This window comes from Seonamhaeicola sp. ABD4_340, from assembly GCF_056312135.1.
The window spans coordinates 3,190,207-3,210,498 of record NZ_CM149981.1 but is presented as its reverse complement, the minus strand read 5'-3'; the positions used below and the strand labels follow the sequence as shown (position 1 = coordinate 3,210,498).

The 20,292-nt window shown below is 36.5% G+C and carries 17 protein-coding genes; 3 read left to right on the top strand and 14 right to left on the bottom strand.

Features of this window, described 5'->3' with window-relative positions; translation table 11 throughout:
- Window positions 1-11: 11 nt before the first annotated feature.
- The 14 genes from ACYX4H_RS13850 to ACYX4H_RS13785 form a co-directional block, all read right to left on the bottom strand.
- Window positions 12-902, bottom strand: coding sequence for a glycosyltransferase family 2 protein (locus ACYX4H_RS13850; RefSeq protein ID WP_476236876.1), 891 nt, complete (start codon window positions 900-902; stop codon window positions 12-14).
- Between the two features lie 4 nt (window positions 903-906).
- Complete coding sequence (locus ACYX4H_RS13845) at window positions 907-1,935, bottom strand: EpsG family protein (protein ID WP_476236875.1); 1,029 nt, start codon at window positions 1,933-1,935, stop codon at window positions 907-909.
- Window positions 1,936-2,002: 67 nt separating this feature from the next.
- A complete protein-coding gene (locus ACYX4H_RS13840) occupies window positions 2,003-2,902 on the bottom strand; it encodes a hypothetical protein (RefSeq protein ID WP_476236874.1) in 900 nt (299 codons plus the stop codon).
- A 39-nt stretch (window positions 2,903-2,941) separates the two neighbouring features.
- Window positions 2,942-4,375: an MBOAT family O-acyltransferase gene (locus ACYX4H_RS13835; RefSeq protein ID WP_476236873.1), complete on the bottom strand. Its 1,434-nt coding sequence runs from the start codon at window positions 4,373-4,375 to the stop codon at window positions 2,942-2,944.
- A complete protein-coding gene (locus tag ACYX4H_RS13830; protein ID WP_476236872.1) occupies window positions 4,365-5,489 on the bottom strand; it encodes a glycosyltransferase family 4 protein in 1,125 nt (374 codons plus the stop codon). Before ACYX4H_RS13830 ends, ACYX4H_RS13835 begins: the two co-directional genes overlap by 11 nt.
- 7 nt (window positions 5,490-5,496) lie before the next feature.
- Window positions 5,497-6,258, bottom strand: coding sequence for a glycosyltransferase family 32 protein (locus tag ACYX4H_RS13825; protein WP_476236871.1), 762 nt, complete (start codon window positions 6,256-6,258; stop codon window positions 5,497-5,499).
- Between the two features lie 3 nt (window positions 6,259-6,261).
- The gene (locus tag ACYX4H_RS13820; RefSeq protein WP_476236870.1) at window positions 6,262-7,173 is read right to left on the bottom strand and encodes a glycosyltransferase family 2 protein; all 912 of its coding nucleotides are present in this window, start codon (window positions 7,171-7,173) and stop codon (window positions 6,262-6,264) included.
- Window positions 7,174-7,175: 2 nt separating this feature from the next.
- Window positions 7,176-8,459, bottom strand: coding sequence for a glycosyltransferase (locus ACYX4H_RS13815; protein ID WP_476236869.1), 1,284 nt, complete (start codon window positions 8,457-8,459; stop codon window positions 7,176-7,178).
- Window positions 8,459-9,427, bottom strand: coding sequence for a glycosyltransferase (locus ACYX4H_RS13810; protein ID WP_476236868.1), 969 nt, complete (start codon window positions 9,425-9,427; stop codon window positions 8,459-8,461). The genes ACYX4H_RS13815 and ACYX4H_RS13810 overlap by 1 nt, the downstream gene beginning before the upstream one ends.
- 29 nt (window positions 9,428-9,456) lie before the next feature.
- Window positions 9,457-10,995, bottom strand: coding sequence for a lipopolysaccharide biosynthesis protein (locus tag ACYX4H_RS13805; RefSeq protein ID WP_476236867.1), 1,539 nt, complete (start codon window positions 10,993-10,995; stop codon window positions 9,457-9,459).
- Window positions 10,996-11,015: 20 nt separating this feature from the next.
- Window positions 11,016-12,317, bottom strand: coding sequence for a nucleotide sugar dehydrogenase (locus ACYX4H_RS13800; RefSeq protein WP_476236865.1), 1,302 nt, complete (start codon window positions 12,315-12,317; stop codon window positions 11,016-11,018).
- Window positions 12,318-12,329: 12 nt separating this feature from the next.
- Window positions 12,330-13,709, bottom strand: a complete 1,380-nt coding sequence (locus tag ACYX4H_RS13795) for a nucleotide sugar dehydrogenase (protein WP_476236863.1) — start codon at window positions 13,707-13,709, stop codon at window positions 12,330-12,332.
- A 15-nt stretch (window positions 13,710-13,724) separates the two neighbouring features.
- A complete protein-coding gene (locus tag ACYX4H_RS13790; RefSeq protein ID WP_476236862.1) occupies window positions 13,725-14,708 on the bottom strand; it encodes an SDR family oxidoreductase in 984 nt (327 codons plus the stop codon).
- A gap of 107 nt (window positions 14,709-14,815) precedes the next feature.
- Entirely contained in the window at window positions 14,816-15,844 is a 1,029-nt protein-coding gene (locus ACYX4H_RS13785) for an NAD-dependent epimerase (protein WP_476236861.1), read from the bottom strand.
- A 530-nt stretch (window positions 15,845-16,374) separates the two neighbouring features.
- Here ACYX4H_RS13785 and ACYX4H_RS13780 point away from each other — a divergent pair.
- The 3 genes from ACYX4H_RS13780 (at window position 16,375) to ACYX4H_RS13770 (ending at window position 20,281) form a co-directional block, all read left to right on the top strand.
- On the top strand, window positions 16,375-17,508 hold the full coding sequence (locus ACYX4H_RS13780) for a DegT/DnrJ/EryC1/StrS family aminotransferase (RefSeq protein WP_476236860.1): 1,134 nt from the start codon (window positions 16,375-16,377) through the stop codon (window positions 17,506-17,508).
- Entirely contained in the window at window positions 17,505-19,466 is a 1,962-nt protein-coding gene (locus tag ACYX4H_RS13775; RefSeq protein ID WP_476236858.1) for a polysaccharide biosynthesis protein, read from the top strand. The genes ACYX4H_RS13780 and ACYX4H_RS13775 overlap by 4 nt, the downstream gene beginning before the upstream one ends.
- 89 nt (window positions 19,467-19,555) lie before the next feature.
- Window positions 19,556-20,281 (top strand): polysaccharide biosynthesis/export family protein, encoded by a 726-nt coding sequence (locus ACYX4H_RS13770; protein WP_476236857.1) that lies wholly within the window; start codon window positions 19,556-19,558, stop codon window positions 20,279-20,281.
- Window positions 20,282-20,292 lie beyond the last annotated feature (11 nt).

Here is a 20,292-nt window from a genome sequence, read left to right as displayed (position 1 = left end):
TTGTAAGAGCTTCACTGTTTTACTTTGTTTATGTATAATACATACAGGTGTAATAAAATCCCTAAAGGCACTACGGCCAGGGTTAATAGGGGTTTGGGTGATTTTGTAATGCAGGCCGCATCGCGTAATTGGATGCTATGTGATATGTAATGGATGGCATTTTTTACCCGCACTTTAAAAAAGCGGCTGTGTTTTAAATAGAGCATGCGGGCGTACTGAAAGCCTTTGGGATGCCTGTAATACTGTTTGATGATGTTTCGTGACGAGCCATCTTCCATATACTCTACCACACAGAGGACCTCATTAAGGCATAATAGGGTGTAGCTTTGGTCTATTAACAAATACAGGGTACCAAGGGGCACAAAACGTTCGTCTGGAAAAATAGGATAGGGCGGAAATTGTTTTACTACTGCTGTGCGTAACACCAGCTTTTTATCACCGCTAACCTTATGCACATTGTGTAGGGCTTCTAAGGTGGTTTCGGTGAGCTGTTCGGGCAAGCGTTGGCCTATAACCGTACCATCCTTATAAGCATCTAAACCAATAAAACCTGCGGTACTGTCTTTTTTTGGGGCGCTTGCCCAAAAGCTGATAATGTGTTCTATGGCCTCTGGGGGCATAAAATCATCACTATCAATACACACATTCAGTTCCGTATCTATCAAACGGTAGGCAGCATTGTGCCCCCCGTGCATGCCTTGGTTTTCTTGGTAGTGGTAGCGGATGCTGATCTTATTGTCGGCCATCCAGCTTTCTACCAAGGTTTTGGTGTCATCGGTAGAGCCATCATCAATAATCAACCAGGTAAAATCTTGGTTGGTTTGGGCTATTAAGCTCTCATAACATTGGTGCAAACAGTATGCACGGTTATAGGTAGGGGTAAAAACGGTGAGTGTTTTCATAGGGTTAACGTTTATCGGCGTAATAAATAAAGAACATTAAAAAGGTGAACATGAAATAGGCGGTTATTATTTTTGCCATGACAATTTCTTGCTGTTTAAAAAAGCGTTGTTTTAACAAGGGGTAAATGATAATAAAGGCCATGATAAACCATGAGAGGTAGGCAAAACGGTTGGAAAAATTAGCCCGAATGACCAAGATCCAAAAGGTATTACAAATAAGATAGGTATTAAACACTTGGTTGTAAAACACATCTTTAAACTGCTTTTTAAAAATAAAATACCAGCCTGCTATCACGGGAAAGGCGCTGTAAAATAGAAAATCCCAACGAAAGCGGCCACCTCCAGCACCTTCCATGTCTCCTGATAAATAGGCTGCTAAACGGTCGTCACCAAACCCCAAACTGGTAAAAATACTGATAAACACACCCCCAGCGGCAAACGATAAGGGTATGGCTAGCAACCATACCTTAAAAAAGACCTTGGGTTTGTTGTAAACATAATTTAATGCAAAAGCGGCCACGGGTAAGAGCAGGGTTTTATGAAACAACACGGCAATAAGGAAAAAGCCCCCCATTTTAAGTTTGTTATTTGTATAACAAAGCCCCCATAAAAACATAGAGGTGGCCACGCCATTACGTAAACCGTTCACGCCATAGGTAAAAAAAGAAAAGGACACCACAAACATTAAAAAAGCATAAAACCAATAAGCTTTAAAATGCGTAATAGACAGCTTATACATGGGATAAATGTACAGTATGGCAGTTATTAAAAAAAAACCGTGTGCATCAACAACATAAGATGTTAATTTAATATACTGATGAAAAAAAATGTCTCTATCTATTGTTATTGCTGCGCCATGCGCATATTGATTAAAATACCTAGCATAAGCAGCCATATCACCAAAGCCTCCTAAATAAGTAATAGGCCGTAAACCGATATATAGAGTTAATAATACTAATAAAGTAATACCCGCAGATTGAATAAACCCTAAATTTTTTGGATTGTTCAAATCAACCGTATAGGCATGAAGCATATTAGCTACTACTAAAAAGAAGCAAAAGTAAATATAAACGTCGTAGTAATATGGTAATGGTATAAAATTAATCATTCATTAATAGTTGTTTTAAATGATGTATTAGTTTTTGAGACCGTATTTCACTACCAATTTTTGTTAAATGGTATGGAGTGTCATAAAACAATGAATCATTTAATGTGTAATCTTTCGATGATCCAATTATGTTTAATGAAGTTTGTTTCAAAAGGCTATCAATATTTTTAATAGTATTTATATTAATTGAATACGTACTGTTAGCTAAACTAGGATAACTGATGTAGAATTTAGCATTTTTATGAGATATTTTCTTGTTAAATTCTTTTAAATAAGCTAAGACGTTTTTATTGACAGTACCATTAAAATCATAGTGTTTAATATTTTTTCTGTTCTTTGCCCAATGTGTAATATGATCTCCATACTCATTTATAGAGTATTCTGTATAATCAGAATATTTATTTTTTTTTGATTTTTTTTTGTATAGTATACTGTAGGTAAATGATTTAATTCTATCAAAAGAAAACTTGGTAATATATTGGGATATTGCTATGAATTGTTCAAAAGAAATATGTTTTATATTTTCTGGAATCGCCTTTAAAGAAAATAATAAAGGTTCTTTACCTAAATAAGTATTCCCTAAAAAATGTGAATATTCAGGAGACAAAACAACAATATCTTTATCGTTAACATAAGGTAGCACATCATCTAAAATATATTTTAAACCATAGCCTGCATGAATGGCATGGTTGATTACAGGTTTTTTTAAACTGTCTTGTAAGAGCTTGCTATTAAAACCAAATAAAACGTTAGAGCCCCCTGTTAAAACAATTTTTGGACGTTTTGTTTCAGCTAATAATTGATGTTTTGTAATTAAACTGTAATCTACGCTTTTTACGGGGGTATTGTTTGGTAATAATAAGCCAAAAAGTATTAACCCTATGACACTCAAGCCAAAAATACTGTTTCTAATTATAAACTTTTTCATCATTTAAAATTGAAAATAAATAAATTCTTGTTTTTCAGCACCAAAACAAAAAATAATAACAATTAACACATAATATATAACCCAACGTACAGGCCTGTTTACTTTAAGCGGATTAAGTTCTAAGCCATGTTGTTTATGGCGTTGTAACCATTCAATAATAACTAATAAACAAATAAAAGCCAGCGGTTTTATATCTACTTGCGGCATACTAAACAATGATGGTGCGCACATACCAGCAATATAGCTAAAGGCCTGTTCTATGCTTTCAGCTCTAAAAAATACCCAGGCAATACTAGTAAGGGTGAATGTGATGCCCACACTAACGAGTTCTCTTATATTTATAAACACGCGGTCTTGTGCCACGGTGTTGGTGTTTTTTCTGTTTTGTTTGAGTAGGAGCAAGGGCAGAAAATACAAAGCATTTAAAAAGCCCCAAGCCAAAAAGGTCCAGTTGGCGCCATGCCAAAAGCCGCTGACTACAAAAATGATAAAGGTATTTTTCACTTTCATCCATGTACCACCTCTACTACCTCCCAAAGGGATGTACACATAATCTCTAAACCAAGTAGATAATGATATGTGCCAACGCCTCCAGAATTCAGCAATATCTCTTGAAAAATAAGGGAACGCAAAGTTTTGCATGAGGTTAAAGCCAAATAAACGAGCCGTACCAATAGCAATATCAGAATAGCCTGAAAAATCGCCATAAATTTGGAAGGCAAAAAAGACCGCGCCTAAAACTAGGCTGCTGGCATCCATGTTGGTATGGCTATCAAATACCTGATTCACCACGATGGCACAATTATCGGCCACCACAATTTTTTTAAACAAGCCCCAGAGTATTTGGCGCAAACCATCTACCGCTTGGTCATGGTTAAAGCGTCGTTTTTTATAAAACTGCGGTAATAGGTTGGTAGCCCGTTCAATAGGTCCTGCCACAAGTTGCGGAAAAAAGCTCACAAATGCAAAAAAGGCTATAGGGTCTTTGGTGGGTTTTAACTGGCCTCGGTATACATCAATGGTGTAACTCATGGTTTGGAAGGTATAAAAACTGATACCTACCGGTAAAATGATGTTTAAGGTGAGGGCATCTAATTGATAACCAAAGGCATGCACCGCATCTTCTAAGGCATTTGCAAAAAAGTTATAGTATTTAAATACCCCTAAAAAGCCCAAGTTGATAAACATACTAAGGGTGAGCCACCGTTTTTTTAAAGCCTTGGTAGCGGCTTTTTCAATGTAAATACCGCAATAAAAATCAATGATAGAGCTGAACACGATGAGGGCTAAAAAGCGGTAATCCCACCAACCGTAAAACACATAACTCACCACCAATAATAGGGTGTTTTGTAGTTTTAAATGGTTTTGGGTTACAAACCAATACAAGATAAAAACCGTGGGGAGAAATATTAAATATTCAAAAGAATTAAATAGCATTTGTATAATTAAATAAGGTTAACCATTTTTTCATGATCATGTCATGGGTAAATTGTTGTACATTAGTCATGGCCTGTTTACCTAGGCTTACACGTTTTTCATCTTTAGCCATTAAAGTGATGATACTTTGTGCTAAGGCAGCAGTATCTAAATAAGGTACTAAAAGGCCATCTTGCTTGTGGGTGATGATGTTTCTTGGGCCATTAGGGCAATCAAAACTCACGATGGGCAAACCATGACTCATGGCTTCTAATAACACCATAGGAAAACATTCTGTTAAGGAAGACATGGCATATATGCTGGCTTCTTGCATGGCTTTGTTTAGTGTATTGGTAGCCCCCTTTAAAGTGACCGTATGCCCTAAGTGTAAGCTGTCTATTTGTGTTTGTAAACTGCTTATATAGTCAGGTTCACCATCGCCATAAATATCCAAGCACCAATCAGGGTGCGCCTTATGCACTTCGACCCAGGCTGCTATGAGGTATTCAAAACCTTTTACGGGGGCAATTCTTCCAGCAGCCAGTACCCGTTTTGCTTTTAAAAGGGTAGGCGTTGTTAGTGTGTGTTGGACACTGTTAGGGATTACTATTTTGTTTTTATTATGGTAATACGGCAATTCATCTTTAGTTAATACTACCAAGTAACTGTATTTCGCTTCTATATACTCTAAAACCTTATAGCGTAATTTTTTTAAGGGGTGTTTGGTTTGCAAGCGGTTTTGGTGTTTAAAATAGCCTGAGGAATGGTATTCTTTGATGGTTATGGCTTGTTTTGCTAAAAACGGCATCATATAAAACCCAAACTCATAGTTGCATACAATAATCACATCAGGCTTAATAGCTTTAAGGGTGTGTTTTAAGCGCTTAAAATGCGCCCATACGTGTTTGCTATTGGTTGGGTGTAAAAACGATTTTTGACGGTTGTACTGTATACCCAAATCATGTAAGGTGACATTGTTAGGTATGGCATAACAAGGCGCTTTTGCTTCTTGTTGAAAGGTAATTACATGCAAATTTAAATTGGTGTGGGTACTAAAATAATGCAGCTTATTCGCCATCACACGTTCTAAACCTCCGTGTTTATAGATTTGATCGGTATAATATACAACTGTCATGCTCTACTTATTTTTTCAAATGTCTTAAGCCTAACACGCGTATCATGCCATTAATGGTTTGTACCCCAAAAATAGCCATCAGTTTGCGTTTCACATTAGGCAATAATGTACGTTTTTTAGGTACCCACGACATGGCGAAGTGGTGAATACAGTAGGTGTTTTCCGTTTTTTCAATAACCCCTGTACCATGGTTTTTAGCGCAAAAAAAGTCTTTAGGAAACATATACATGGTAGCCGTATCTGCTTGCTGTTGCGCTACAGGTATTTGCTCCGGTAATAGCTCTTTAAAGGTTTTTACTTGGGTAATTTGCTGCATCATGATGCGTGGCAGCGTCCAGGTATCAAAACTACCATCGGGTTTTATAAACTGTTTGCCTTGGTAATAGTCTAAACATTGTTTTACCCAGGCACTGTGTTTTTGTGCCCCAAACACCCCAGCTTCAATAATGCCTTGACCTTCAGCGCCTACAAAATAAGGGCGTGGTAATAAATCATCAAAGGGTTTGAGTACTTCAATATCGGTATCTAAATAAATACCCCCATGGTGGTACACGGCATATAGGCGAATATAATCGGCCGCAAAGGCGTATTTTTTGGTTTCAAAGGCCTGTTGTACCCATAGGTTATTTTCTAAGGGAAAGCGTTGGGTATCCCACAACATAAATTCATAGTCGGGTAAGGCAGTTTTCCAGCTATCAATACATTGTTGTATTAAAGGCGGAAAGGGGTCGCCACTGAGCCAACAGTAATGTATTATTTTTGGTATCATGGTTTAAGATGTTTTTTTAAATACAAAATTAGGTAAACAAGCTTTTAATAGTACTTTTTTGGTATTGTGTTTACCGGTATAATAAGCTAAGCTTTGTAGCCCATTTTTAAGCGCTTGCAATTTATGCGCTAGGGTGCCTTGACACAAGGTGTAGGCTTTATTGTAATAGTAACGTTCTGTAATATAGCGCCATTCTTTTTTTGAAAACAATGCTTGTTGTTGGTTTTCAAACCTGTGTAAGGTATTTAAAGCGTCTATAATTTTTTTATGTGCTGATAATGAAATTCTAAAATCTTGATGTTCTACCAAGGTGAGTAAAGGCGTGTTTAGTACCGCAATACGATGCTTGTGCGCTAAAAATTTGTAATGAAAATACTTGTCTTGAAATCTTGGTATTTCAGAAAAGCCACCTAAATTGTTAAAAACCGCTGTTTTTATAAGTAACATAGAGGTGAATAAATTACCATCTAAAATAGCGTCTTTTAAGTTGGTACCCCGTGCTATGTTTTCGCGCGATGTTATGCGGTTCTGTTGCTCATCAATACGGTACATACTACACATACAGGCATCTAATTCAGGGGTTTGGGTTAGCACCGCCATTTGTGCTGCTATTTTTTCGGGTTCATAAAAATCGTCATCATCTAAAAAAGCTAAATAAGCACCGTTAGCTTGTTTAGCACCCGTATTTCTCGCAGCACAGCCTCCTTGATTAAGGGTATGTGTTATATATGTAATTTGCTTATTATTGATGTAAGGCGCTAAGGTTTTTTTTGTGGCCGCTCTAAAATCATCGTCATTATTATCATCAACCACAATAATTTCAATAGGACTATAAGTTTGCTTTAACATACTATCAATGGCTATGGGTAGCCTTGTACTGCGTTTATAAGTAGGGATGACTACAGATACTAGCATAATTATTGTAAATTTTGATTTAGTAAATTATTATAAATAGTTTCTAATTCATGGCCTAAAATTTTTGAGTCGTAGTGTTCAACTACAAATTTTCTACCTTGTTTCCCCATTTCTTTTCTTTTTTCAGGGCTGTTTATTAGAAATTCTAGTGTATCACTAAAAGCTTTAATGTCTTTTTCTTTTACCACAAATCCAGTTTTCTTATTAATTAAACCGTATTGCATTCCGCCTGCATTAGTAACTACTACGGGCACTTCCATTGCTTGAGCTTCTTGTATCACTAAGCCTTGATTTTCAGCCCTTCCATTATTATCCGTAATGCCTGGCATAATAAAAATATCAGCAGCATTTAATTCATTAATAACTTCTTGTTGGTTTTTTGACCCCAAAAGAAAGATAAAACTTGATAATTTAAAATCTCTAACTTTAGTATTTAGCTTATTTAACTCTTTATTATTTTCTTCATCACTACCACCAATAATTTTAATTTCAAAATTTTCAATTCCCTTTTTATTAATTAAATCATTGGCTATATCAGCTAATAATGAAACTCCCTTAAAACGAATAATTCTACCAATAAATAATAGGGTTACTTTAGTTTTATTTTCAATAGTATTATTTGATTTATAATAAGAAGTATTCAATCCAACAGGTAAAATATATATATTATCGTTACTAAAGCCAATATCTAATAACAATGATTTAGTGTATAAAGTATTCGCGGTTATAGTAATGTTGTTTTCTAATAATTTTTTATATCGACTCTTGTTTAATTGCCTTTGTTCAGGAATAATATCATAGCCATGAAAAGTAGTAACTAATTTTGCTTCTTTAAAAAAACCGCAATCTTTGGCTAAGAAAAAATAATCACTCATAGGACCAAAATGAGCATGAACTATATTATAGGCTTTTGTAGTTTTAGTAATCCATGCTAATTTAAAAAAAGTACTTAATTTTAGGGCAGAAACCCCGTATTTAAAAATGTTTAGTGATCTAAGTAATTTAAGTGTGTTTTTTGTTTTGGTTGATTTTAGAAGTTTAAAAAACTCCTTTATACGCTTCAATACGGTGTTAGGGTAATTGGTATAGTAGGTTTGTTCAAGTAGTTTATACTCTATTATTTTAGGGTGCACAATATGATTCGTTTTTTCTGTAGCAAAAATATGTACAGAATGACCACGATCAATTAAATCAACTATTTGATTGACTATAAAAGTTTCAGAAACCGCAGGAAATCTAGGAACTAGAAATAATATGTTTAATTTATTTTTTATGTTTTTATTCATTACCATAACCTACCTAGAATTCTTAATTTGTAAATAGGAAAACAATAATTATGTAATGTTTTTAAAACTTTGATTCCAAAAACATCTTTTTTTCGTAATAATAATTTCTTCTTTTTCATTGATTTTATTATGTTTTTGTAATCATTGCGACCTTCTTTTAAGTTGTAGTATTCAAAATAAATCTTAATGTAACTATCATATATTTTTGTATACCAAAAATCTTCAAAATCAGTTGTATTTACTGCATTTTGGGATAATTTTAGCAATGCTATTTCTGCTTTTAAAATATAATGCCTATTTACACTTTTACTTGATAGACTATTTTCCCTCCATTTTTGAGTGTATAAATAATCAGGAATGTATTTAATTGTTTTAGCTTTGGAAATACATACATGCATAAATAACACATCTTCAGAGATTATTAAGTTTTGATCAAATAGTATGTCATTTTCTTTTAAAAAAATATTTCTAAAAATAACAATCCAGGGTGTAATCCTTACATGCCTATTTATATCACTAACAAATTCTTTAGGACTCATAATAGATGTGTTGTTAACTCTTTGGTCTTTAATTGTCTTTTTTTCGTCTACAATATAAATGTAGTTTGAAAAACCTAAAATATCTATTTTTGTATTTTTGGTATTATGCTTTAATGTATTGAAAACATGTTTGTTAGGTATGTGGTCATCACTGTCAATAAACCAAATATAATCGCCTATAGCATTTTTGATACCTACATTTCTGGCGACACTAGCTCCTTCATTTTTTTTGTCAATAACTTTCAGCTTATGTATTTTGCTTTTATAACTATTACAAATGGATAAGCTGTTATCTGTAGAGCCATCATTAATAACGATTACCTCATAATCAGTAAAAGATTGATAAATGATACTATCAAGGCATTCAGCAAGATAGTCTTGTGAATTATATACGGGAATTACTATTGATAAAAAAGGAGACCATTTCATTTTAATATACAATTTACTATTGATTTTAATTAAGGCTTATATTTTTTGATCATTATTATAAATCTATTAAGGACATTTTTAAACCCTTTGTTTAATATAAACATTAAAGAGGTATAAATAATAAGAATTATAAAGCCGACTTTTATTAAGGACAGTATTAGTAAACCCCATGATTGTTCATTTATAATTATATAATGTGTAACGATGTAATTGATAACAATAAACGCAATGCTAAATGTTACTAAAAGCGTAAAAAAACCTTTCCAATACGCCCATATATTTGCTTTAAAACCTTGGCTAAATAAGAAATAAGGTTTCCAGCCTAATGCAATACAAGTAACACTAATAAAGGTACCTAATAACACCCCTGAAATACCAAAAAAGTATGCTAATACAATTGATACAACTAGGTTTAATAGTCCTTCTGTAATGGGCGCCCAAACATCATGAAACATACCGTATGCACTAATAAAATTATCCATAGGGACACGCATCTTCATGATATAGACATTGGCCAACAATAATAGAACAATGTGGGCGTCCATGATATAGCGCTCACCCAACCAAAGCCCAATTACGGGGTTGATGCCATAATAGAGCGCTAGTACTAACAAGCCACCTATATAATGGTTTAAACTCATGAGCTCCCAAAAGACTTTGTTTATTTTTTTTTTGTCGTTTTCAGCCACTAAACTCCCAACAGCAGCCCCCGTACCTGATAAAAAATTGGTTAGCAGTGCAGATGCACTACCGGTAATTAAATAGTAGTTGTTTACATAAGCCACACTTTGTAAACTTACAAAGGAGAAAATAACAATGTTGTCTGTACTTTTTAGTATAAAACCAGCTATTTTATGTACAAACATTTGCTTTATTTTGGTAATAATGAGCTTATGTTTTGTTAGTAAAGCCTTATTACCTTTATTGGGGAATTTGAGCCAAGGATACTCTTTGTGTATGCGTTTATGTATGAATAAATTGAACAGTGTTAAAGTTACAAGCTCAATAGTTATGAACACAATAAAATTAGTGGTAAGGTATAGGGTTATTATTTGTAAAGACACCTTTGTAATGTGTGTAATCTGTAAATAGGCTGTTGGGATGTAGCCTTTTTGGTCTGCTTGTAATAATATTAATTGGTAATTATAAAAATAGGTAAGCAAACTTGAAAACAAGTACACGTAAAACACATAATATATAACATATAACGGTATGGTAGTGTCATTAAAAATTAATGGAAAAAATAAAGATAAAACCATGCCTGCTACCAATACAATTTTACCAACTTTACTGTATAAATAGCCAATTAAAGAAAAGAGTTCATTTAATTGTTCATGGTCTTTATTATGTAATGATTTGTAAAGCGCAAAGCCCATAGCAGACCCAATACCTAATTCTACTAGATTTAAAAATTGTAAAAAACTTTGCAGGGTAGCTGTAAGCCCCATAAAGTCATCTCCTAATTTAGATAAGAATATACTTCTAGAGAAAATACCAATAGAAGTAGTAATCACAAAGAAAAACGTACTAACCTTGGCGTTTTTTAGTGTTTTATTAACTCTAGACATAGGGCTTTGTGTATTACAATTTATAACCTTCCGGTAGTGGCTGTAGGAGCTAATACCCCTTTAACATCATATAATACCCCTTTAGGCGCTAAGAGGCGCTGGAGGTTTTGTTGTAAAAAGGCTTGGTGTGCTACGGTTAACACCACGGCATCATAAGTACCTGCTTCGCCAGCCTTGGTGTTTTCAAGGTTTTGGGTGGTTTTTAAACCGTATTCGTGCATGACCTCCTCGGGGTTTGCCCAAGGGTCATAAATGGTGATGTTAGTACCATAGCTTTGTAATTGGGTAATGACATCTACCACTTTGGTGTTACGTACATCGGGGCAGTTTTCTTTAAAGGTAATGCCCAATACCAAGATATTGGCATTTTTAATGATGATGTCGTTTTTAATCATCAGTTTAATGACCTCTGAGGCTACATACTGCCCCATACCGTCATTAACGCGGCGGCCTGCTAAAATAATTTCGGGGTGGTAGCCTACTTCTTGTGCTTTTTGCGCTAAATAATAAGGGTCTACACCTATACAGTGGCCACCTACCAAACCGGGTTTAAAGGGTAAAAAGTTCCATTTGGTACCTGCGGCTTCTAGTACGGCATGGGTATCAATGCCCATGAGGTTAAAAATTTTGGCCAACTCATTTACAAAGGCAATGTTAATATCGCGCTGTGAGTTTTCAATCACCTTAGCCGCTTCGGCTACCTTAATGGTAGGGGCTAGGTGGGTACCTGCGGTAATAACGCTGGCATATAAGTCATTCACCTGTTGGCCAATGGCTGGTGTAGAACCGGCAGTGACTTTTAATATTTTTTCAACGGTATGTTCTTTATCACCTGGGTTGATGCGTTCTGGCGAGTAGCCTGCAAAAAAATCGGTGTTAAAACGCAAACCACTGACCTGTTCTAAAATAGGCACACATTCGTCTTCAGTAACTCCGGGGTATACGGTAGATTCATAAATAACAATATCGCCAGCTTTTAAAACCTTGCCCACGGTTTCACTAGACTTGTACAGGGGTGTTAAATCGGGGCGGTTGTTTTTATCAATGGGTGTGGGTACGGTTACAATGTAATAATTGCACTGTTTTATAGCCTCTAGGTCTGTGGTGCAGTACAAACCGTTTTGCGCATTGGCTTGTGGTTTGATAACCGCTTGTAGTACGCTGTTATCTACCTCTAAAGTGCTATCAACGCCTTGCATGAGTTCGTCTACACGGGCTTGGTTAATATCAAAACCTACCACGGGGTATTTGGTGGCAAATAAACGGGCGAGGGGTAAGCCTACATAACCCAAACCTATAATGGCAATATTTGGTGTATTCATGAGTGTGTGTTGTTATTGGCCAATGGCATGGTATTCAAAACCAATGGCTTCCATAGTCTGTTTATCTAATATATTGCGGCCATCAAAAATAAAGGCCGGTTTTTGCATGCTGTTGTAAATAGCGTCCCAATCTAAGCTTTTAAAGGCATCCCATTCCGTCATAATAGCAATGGCATGGGCCTCTTTAACCGCGTCATACGGATTTTGTAACACCGCTACGTTGTTTTGGTTGTCATCTTCGGTACGGGTGTTTAAATAATTAAGGTCGGCATATACTTTTTGTGCCGGTACCTTGGGGTCGTGCACCGCTATATGGGCTTGCTCGTTCAATAAATGATCCGTGACGTAAATGGCTGCCGACTCGCGGGTATCATTGGTGTCTTTTTTAAAGGCCCAACCTAATACGGCAATTTTTTTACCCGATACGGTATTGTACAGGGTTTTAATCAAACGATCGGCAAAACGGCGTTTTTGGTGGTCGTTCATAATAATAACCTGTTCCCAGTAATTGGCCACTTCTTGTAAGTTATACGAACGGGCAATGTATACCAGGTTTAAGATATCTTTTTGAAAACACGACCCGCCAAAGCCTACCGAGGCTTTAAGGAATTTAGGGCCTATACGTGAATCGGTACCGATGGCTTTGGCAACCTCATCAACGTTAGCCCCCGTGAGCTCACAGAGTTCTGAGATGGCATTGATAGACGATACGCGTTGCGCTAAAAAGGCATTGGCCGTAAGTTTGGATAACTCTGACGACCATAAATTGGTACGTAAAATACGGTCTTGCGGTACCCAACTGGCATAAACGCTGGCCAAACTTTCAATAGCAGCCTCGTTTTCGCCGCCTATAAGCACACGATCGGGCTGTAATAAATCATCAACCGCCGTTCCTTCGGCTAAAAACTCAGGATTGGATAAAATATGAAAATTAATACCATTACCGGTATTGTGTAAAATGCTTTTAATGGCCTCGGCCGTACGTACGGGAAGGGTTGATTTTTCAACCACAATTTTATCGGTAGTAGCCACTTTGGCAATGTTACGGGCACATAGCTCAATATATTTTAAATCGGCTGCTTGCCCTTTGCCTTTACCGTAGGTTTTGGTAGGGGTGTTTACCGAGATAAAAATCATATCGGCCGCATCAATGGCTTCATCAATGGCTGTAGAAAAAAACAGGTTTTTACCACGGGTAGCGCCCACAATATCGGCCAACCCCGGTTCATATACCGGTAATTTTGTAAGGTCTGCATCATTCCAGGCCGCAATACGATCGGCATTGATGTCAACAATGGTGACCTTGATATTAGGATTTTTTTGTGCGATGACCGCCATGGTAGGCCCGCCGACGTAGCCTGCCCCAATACAACAAATGTTTTTAATAGTCATGTAATTATAGTAATATTATAAATGCTCCCAATACCAACGTACGGCGGCTTTTAGGCCTTCGCTAACGCTGTATGCGGGATTGTAATTGAGTAATGTTTTTGCTTTATCTATAGAAGCCAAAGAATGTGGAATATCGCCCGCTCTGTTATCACGGTGTTTGATGGCCACATCGGCTATTTTAGGGTCAAATTCCGATAAGTAGTCTTTTAATAATTTAGTAAGCTCTAACAGTGTAGTACGCTCACCAAAAGCCACGTTATATACCTGGTTGAGGGCTGCTTGATTGGTTGTAGTGATGGCCTTAAGGTTCATTTGCACCACATTATCTATATAGGTGAAATCACGTGAGTAGCTGCCATCGCCATTAATATACGGCGATTCGTGTTTTACCAGTTGTTGTACAAACTTTGGTATAACGGCTGCATAGGCCCCGTTAGGGTCTTGGCGTTTGCCAAATACATTAAAATAACGCAAGCCAATGGTATCTAAGCCATAGGTTTTGTTAAAAATATCGGCATACAACTCATTCACATATTTGGTGATGGCGTAGGGCGATAATGGTTTGCCTATGGTATCTTCTACTTTAGGTAAGGCCTCATGGTCTCCATAGGTAGAAGAACTTGCGGCATATACAAAACGCGTTACTTGAGCATCTCTAGCCGCTATAAGCATGTTTAAAAAGCCTGAAATATTCACATCATTGGTGGTTGCCGGATCGTTAATAGAACGTGGCACCGAGCCTAAAGCCGCTTGGTGTAACACATAATTAACGCCTTTACAGGCTTGGTGGCAGTGGTTGATGTCTCTAATATCACCCTCTATAAGGGTAAACAGGGTATTGTCTAGAAATGGCGCGATATTATGGCGTTTGCCAGTGGCAAAGTTATCTAAACAGACTGTTTTAATGTTGTTTTCTAATAAAGTTTCAATAAGGTTTGAACCGATAAAGCCAGCACCGCCTGTAACGAGTACGGTTTTATCTTGTAATGCTTGTAACATGCAATTTGGGTTTATTAATAGCTGCGCAAATATGTAAAAAAATATTAAACCAGCATACTTATTATGTTAATGATTCATTTTTTCCGACGAAATCCCCTTGTTAACAATTAGGTAACATTGTAGTGCGTTTTATACCAATTTACAAACGCTTTAACGCCTTGGTTGATGGGGGTGTGGGGTTGGTAATTATAATCGTGTATTAAATCGTCTACATTGGCCCAGGTGCGCGCCACATCACCAGGTTGCATGGGTAGCATGTGTTTGATGGCGGTTTTACCTAAGTGGGTTTCAATAGCTTCAATAAAGTCTAGCAGTTTTACGGCGTTGTTATTCCCTATATTATAGACCTTATATAAGCTGTTGCTGTCTATTCTTGGTTTTGTGTCTTTTTCAAGGATGCGCACAACACCCTCTACAATATCATCTATATAGGTGAAATCGCGCGCCATATCACCGTGGTTGAATACCTTTATGGGTTGGCCTTTTGCAATGGCATCGGTAAATAAAAAGAGTGCCATATCGGGTCTGCCCCAGGGCCCATACACGGTAAAAAAGCGTAAGCCTGTGGTAGGTATTTTAAATAAATGGCTGTAGGTATGTGCCATAAGCTCGTTGCTTTTTTTACTGGCGGCATACAAACTGATGGGGGTATCTACCTGTTGGTTGGTGGTAAAAGGTATTTGGGTGTTCAGCCCATACACGCTAGAGCTGCTGGCATAGACCAAGTGTTTGATGTGGTGGTGGCGGCAGCATTCTAAAATATTTAAAAACCCTACAATATTAGCATCAATATAGGTTTCAGGGTTTTCAATACTGTAACGTACGCCTGCTTGGGCGGCTAAATTACAAACAATGCTTATATTATGGGTTTTAAACAGTTGGGGGAGCGCCTCACGGTCTTCTAAATGCATGCGTACAAAGGTGAACTGTGGGTGCGCGGTGCTGCTTGTTTGTTTTAAAAACACCGAAGCATCGTTTTTAGATACGCCTAGAGCTTGTAGGCGGGCGTATTTTAAGTTGACATCGTAATAATTGTTGATATTGTCTAAACCAACAACCTGATGCCCTTTGTTTAGAAGTACTTGGCATACGTGAAAGCCTATAAAACCGGCAGCGCCTGTAACCAATATTTTCATATAACTTATGTATTGAGACCTCAAAGATGCTAAATTGTATTGAGTTATGCTGAAAAAAGCCTAAAAAATAACGTTTGTAGTATATTATATATGATTATAAAGGGGTTTGTGAAGCGCATAGACCATATTAAAATCGACCATCCGCATAAGAACCCCTACCTATCACACCACTTGATGTATTTAACCGAATTTAATATCGCTTTTGGCGAAATAAGTAAAAACCGTGTTTGGCAGATAAAAAGTATTACTAAATTTACACCCGGAAACAAACAAGATTGAATTGATTAATAGCAAGTTGATTTAATTGTTTAATACAGTACTTAAAAGTTCTTTTAGATTAAAAAGTCTCTCTGAGTTGATGTTTCATGCTGCAAGCACAAAGGCTTTTTAGGTATTTTATGGCAATTATTTACACCATTGATTTGATATTAACTATTTATGATTAAGAGGGAACATACCACAAACTTTAATTTTTTACGAGACAGTGAGGAGTTGCGTTTATATGTTTTGTCTTATAAAACATATGATACATGCTAACCCAAACTAAAATATACCTATCATCTCCCCACATGGGCGGTACGGAGCGCCAGTATGTGAATGAGGCTTTTGATACCAATTGGATTGCGCCTTTAGGACCTAATGTGAATGGTTTTGAAGAAGCCATACAAGCGTATTTAGGAGGTATAAAGCATGTAGCTGCCTTAAGCGCCGGTACAGCAGCTATTCATTTAGCATTGCAGTTATTAGATGTTGGTGCAGGTGACGAGGTATTATGCCAAAGTTTTACCTTTTCAGCATCTGCCAACCCTATTGTGTACCAAGGCGCCACACCTATTTTTATTGATAGTGAACGTGATACTTGGAACATGTGTCCTGAGCTTTTAGAAACTGCTATTAAAGCACGTATACAGCAAGGTAAAAAGCCTAAGGCTATTATTGCCGTGCATTTATATGGTATGCCTTACAAGGCCGAGGCCATACAAGCCATTGCGAACACCTATGATATTCCCGTGATTGAAGACAGCGCCGAAGCTTTAGGAAGTACTTATAAAGGACAGGCTTGTGGTACTTTGGCTGATATGGGGATATTATCATTTAATGGCAATAAAATTATTACCACATCGGGTGGTGGTGCGTTAATAACAAATACCCAAGCCTTGAAAGATAGGGCGGTATTTTTAGCCACCCAAGCCCGCGATGAGGCACCGCACTATCAACATTCGGCTATTGGCTATAATTACCGTATGAGTAATGTGGTGGCTGGTATTGGTAGAGGCCAAATGGAAGTACTAGACGACCGTGTTGCCGCCAGACGCCGCAATTACGACTTTTATAAACAACACTTGTCACATTTTAAAAACGTGACGTTTTTAGAAGAGCCTGCTGGTTTGTTTTCAAACCGTTGGTTAACCTGTATTTTAACCGATTCATACAGCACGCGTGAGGCCATTCGCCTTACGTTATTAGAAGACGCTATAGAATCTAGACCTTTATGGAAGCCTATGCATACACAACCCGTATTTAAGGATTGTGCGCATGTTACCAATGGTGTATCTGAAGACCTTTTTAATAGAGGGCTTTGTTTACCTAGTGGTTCTAATTTAACCCCCAGTGATTTAGACCGTATTTTACATACTATATTAAAAACCCCCAATTTATCATGATGCAAAATTACCTCTTTAAACTATCGCAACGCTATGCCTCAAAATGGCTGGTATTTGCTATTGACCTAGCTATTGTTTTGGCTACCTTATTTGTGGCCTACGTGATACGTTTTAATTTTACGCTTAACTTTGACACCAATCAGTTTTTTGTGCAATTACCATTTTTAGCGTTTGTAGCTGGTGTGAGCTTTTTATTAGTAGGCTCTTATAAAAGTGTGATTAGGCATACCGGTTTTACCGATGTGGTCAATGTATTTAAAGCCGTAATGCTTATTGCAACTATTTGTAGTGTTGGTGTGTTAACCAACAGAGCCTTTGGTATCTTGCCTAAGTTTACCATTCCGTTAACCATTATTGTCATGCATGCCTTATTAAGTTTTGTAGCCTTGGCAGGGAGTAGGTTAGCCTTTAAATTAATATACAACACCTTAAAATGTAAGTTTAAAACCTCTAAAAATATTTTAATTTATGGGGCGGGCGATTCTGGTATTGTTACCTATAATGCCTTATTAAGTGGTACCGATAAAAAGTTTAACATTATTAACTTTATTGATGATGATGCTAAAAAACGTGGTAAATTAATAAATGGTATTAGTATTGTACCCTCAAAAAACGTAGATACCCGTTTTATTAAGAAACATGGTATTGATGAAATTATTGTAGCTGCCCAAACGATTGAACCAAGACGTATTATACGTTTGGTAGATAGTTTAACAGCTTTAGATGTAGAAGTTAAAAAAGTACCACCTATTGAAAAGTGGATTGATGGCGAGTTTAGTGCGAACCAAATTAAACAATTCCAGATTGAAGATTTATTAGGCCGTAAGCCTATAGAAATAGAAAATCCTAACTTAATTAATGAATTTAAAGGCGAAACGGTTATTGTAACGGGGGCTGCAGGTTCTATTGGTAGTGAGTTGGTGAATCAAATTTCTAATTTTGATGTGAAGCATTTAATATTGGTAGATCAAGCCGAATCTGCTTTATACGATGTGCAACAAGATTTAAAACGTGCTGGTAAACACAATTTTACAGCCATTGTAGCTGATATTAGAGATGGTTTGCGTATGGATAGTATTTTTCAATACTACAAACCTACAATGGTGTTTCATGCGGCGGCTTACAAGCATGTGCCTTTAATGGAAAAATCGCCTTACGAGGCTATTAAAATAAATGTAAACGGTACGAAGTTATTGGCCGATACCGCGTCTAGATACAACGTTAGAAAATTTGTGTTTGTATCTACCGATAAAGCAGTGAATCCTACCAGTGTAATGGGGGCTACCAAGCGTATGGCTGAAATGTATATTAGCTGTTTACAAAAAGAAAGTAAAACCAAATTTATTACTACCAGATTTGGTAATGTACTAGGGTCTAACGGGTCTGTTATACCGTTGTTTAAAAAGCAAATAGAACAAGGCGGACCGTTAACATTAACCCATAAAGATATTACGCGTTATTTTATGACCATACCTGAAGCCTCACAATTGGTATTAGAAGCGGGTACTATGGGTAAAGGCGGTGAGATCTTTATTTTTGATATGGGTGATTCTGTTAAGATTTTTGACCTGGCTAAAAACATGATTAAACTATCAGGCTTACATTACCCTGATGATATTGATATTAAAATTACAGGTTTACGCCCTGGTGAAAAATTATACGAAGAGTTATTGGCTAATGGTGAAAATACCTTATCTACCTACCATAAGAAAATTATGATAAGTAAAACCAGAGACCTTGACCACGCAAATGTAAAAGCACAAATAGAAGAGCTTTGTATTACCAACCGTTTTCAAAACAACAACATTGTTTTAAAAATGAAGGAGTTAATACCAGAATATAAATCAAATAACTCAGATTATGAGCGTTTTGATAAGCGTGTGCAAATTTATAAGAAAGCCAAAAGCTTAACTGAAGGCCAAAGTAACAAACCAAACAAAACCTCTAAGAGCCTTTAATAACTGGTTAAAAATTATTATTTTCCCCAAATATATTATATTGTATGATCCGCTATTTTAATAGATGCAAGCTTGTATGCCTGTGTGTTATGTTGTTAGCTCTCACATCTTGCTACACCAAAAAAGATGTGGTGTATTTTCAGAATGCTAAAAATTTTGAAACCATTGTTGATACTGATACCTTTAAAGCCAAACTTAAAATTGGCGATATTTTAAGTATTAACGTATCTACTTTAAACCTTGAAGTAACCAAACCTTATAACTTAGTAGAAGCTACAGGTGGTGATGGTGGTGGCCAGTTAATAGATTATCTTATTGATGCCGATGGTAATATTGATTACCCGGTATTAGGGAAAATTAAAATGGTAGGCCTTACGGTTGAAGAAGCCAAGGAACTTTTAAAAAAGAAATTTGAACAAGGGCAACTCCTTAAAGACCCGGTGGTTATTATGCGTATAAAAAATTACCGCGTGAGTATTTTAGGTTGGGTAAATAGCCCCGGTGTTTACCCTATAAGTGGTGAGCGTATTTCAATATTAGAAGCTATTGCCATGGCAGGCGACCTTAATATTAACGGGCAACGTAAAGATATTATGGTGATTAGAGATTTTAACGGTACCAAGACCTATACAGAAATAGATTTAACCAGTAAAGAAGTGTTTAACTCGCCGGTGTTTTACTTAACGCAAAATGATATTGTATATGTAAAACCTAATAAAGGTGGAATAAGTAGAGCGTCTGGTGATTCCCGTATTGGCGTTATATCTTCTGTAGCCGGTATTATAGTTAGTTTAGCAGTTATACTTACCCGATAAGACAATTACTA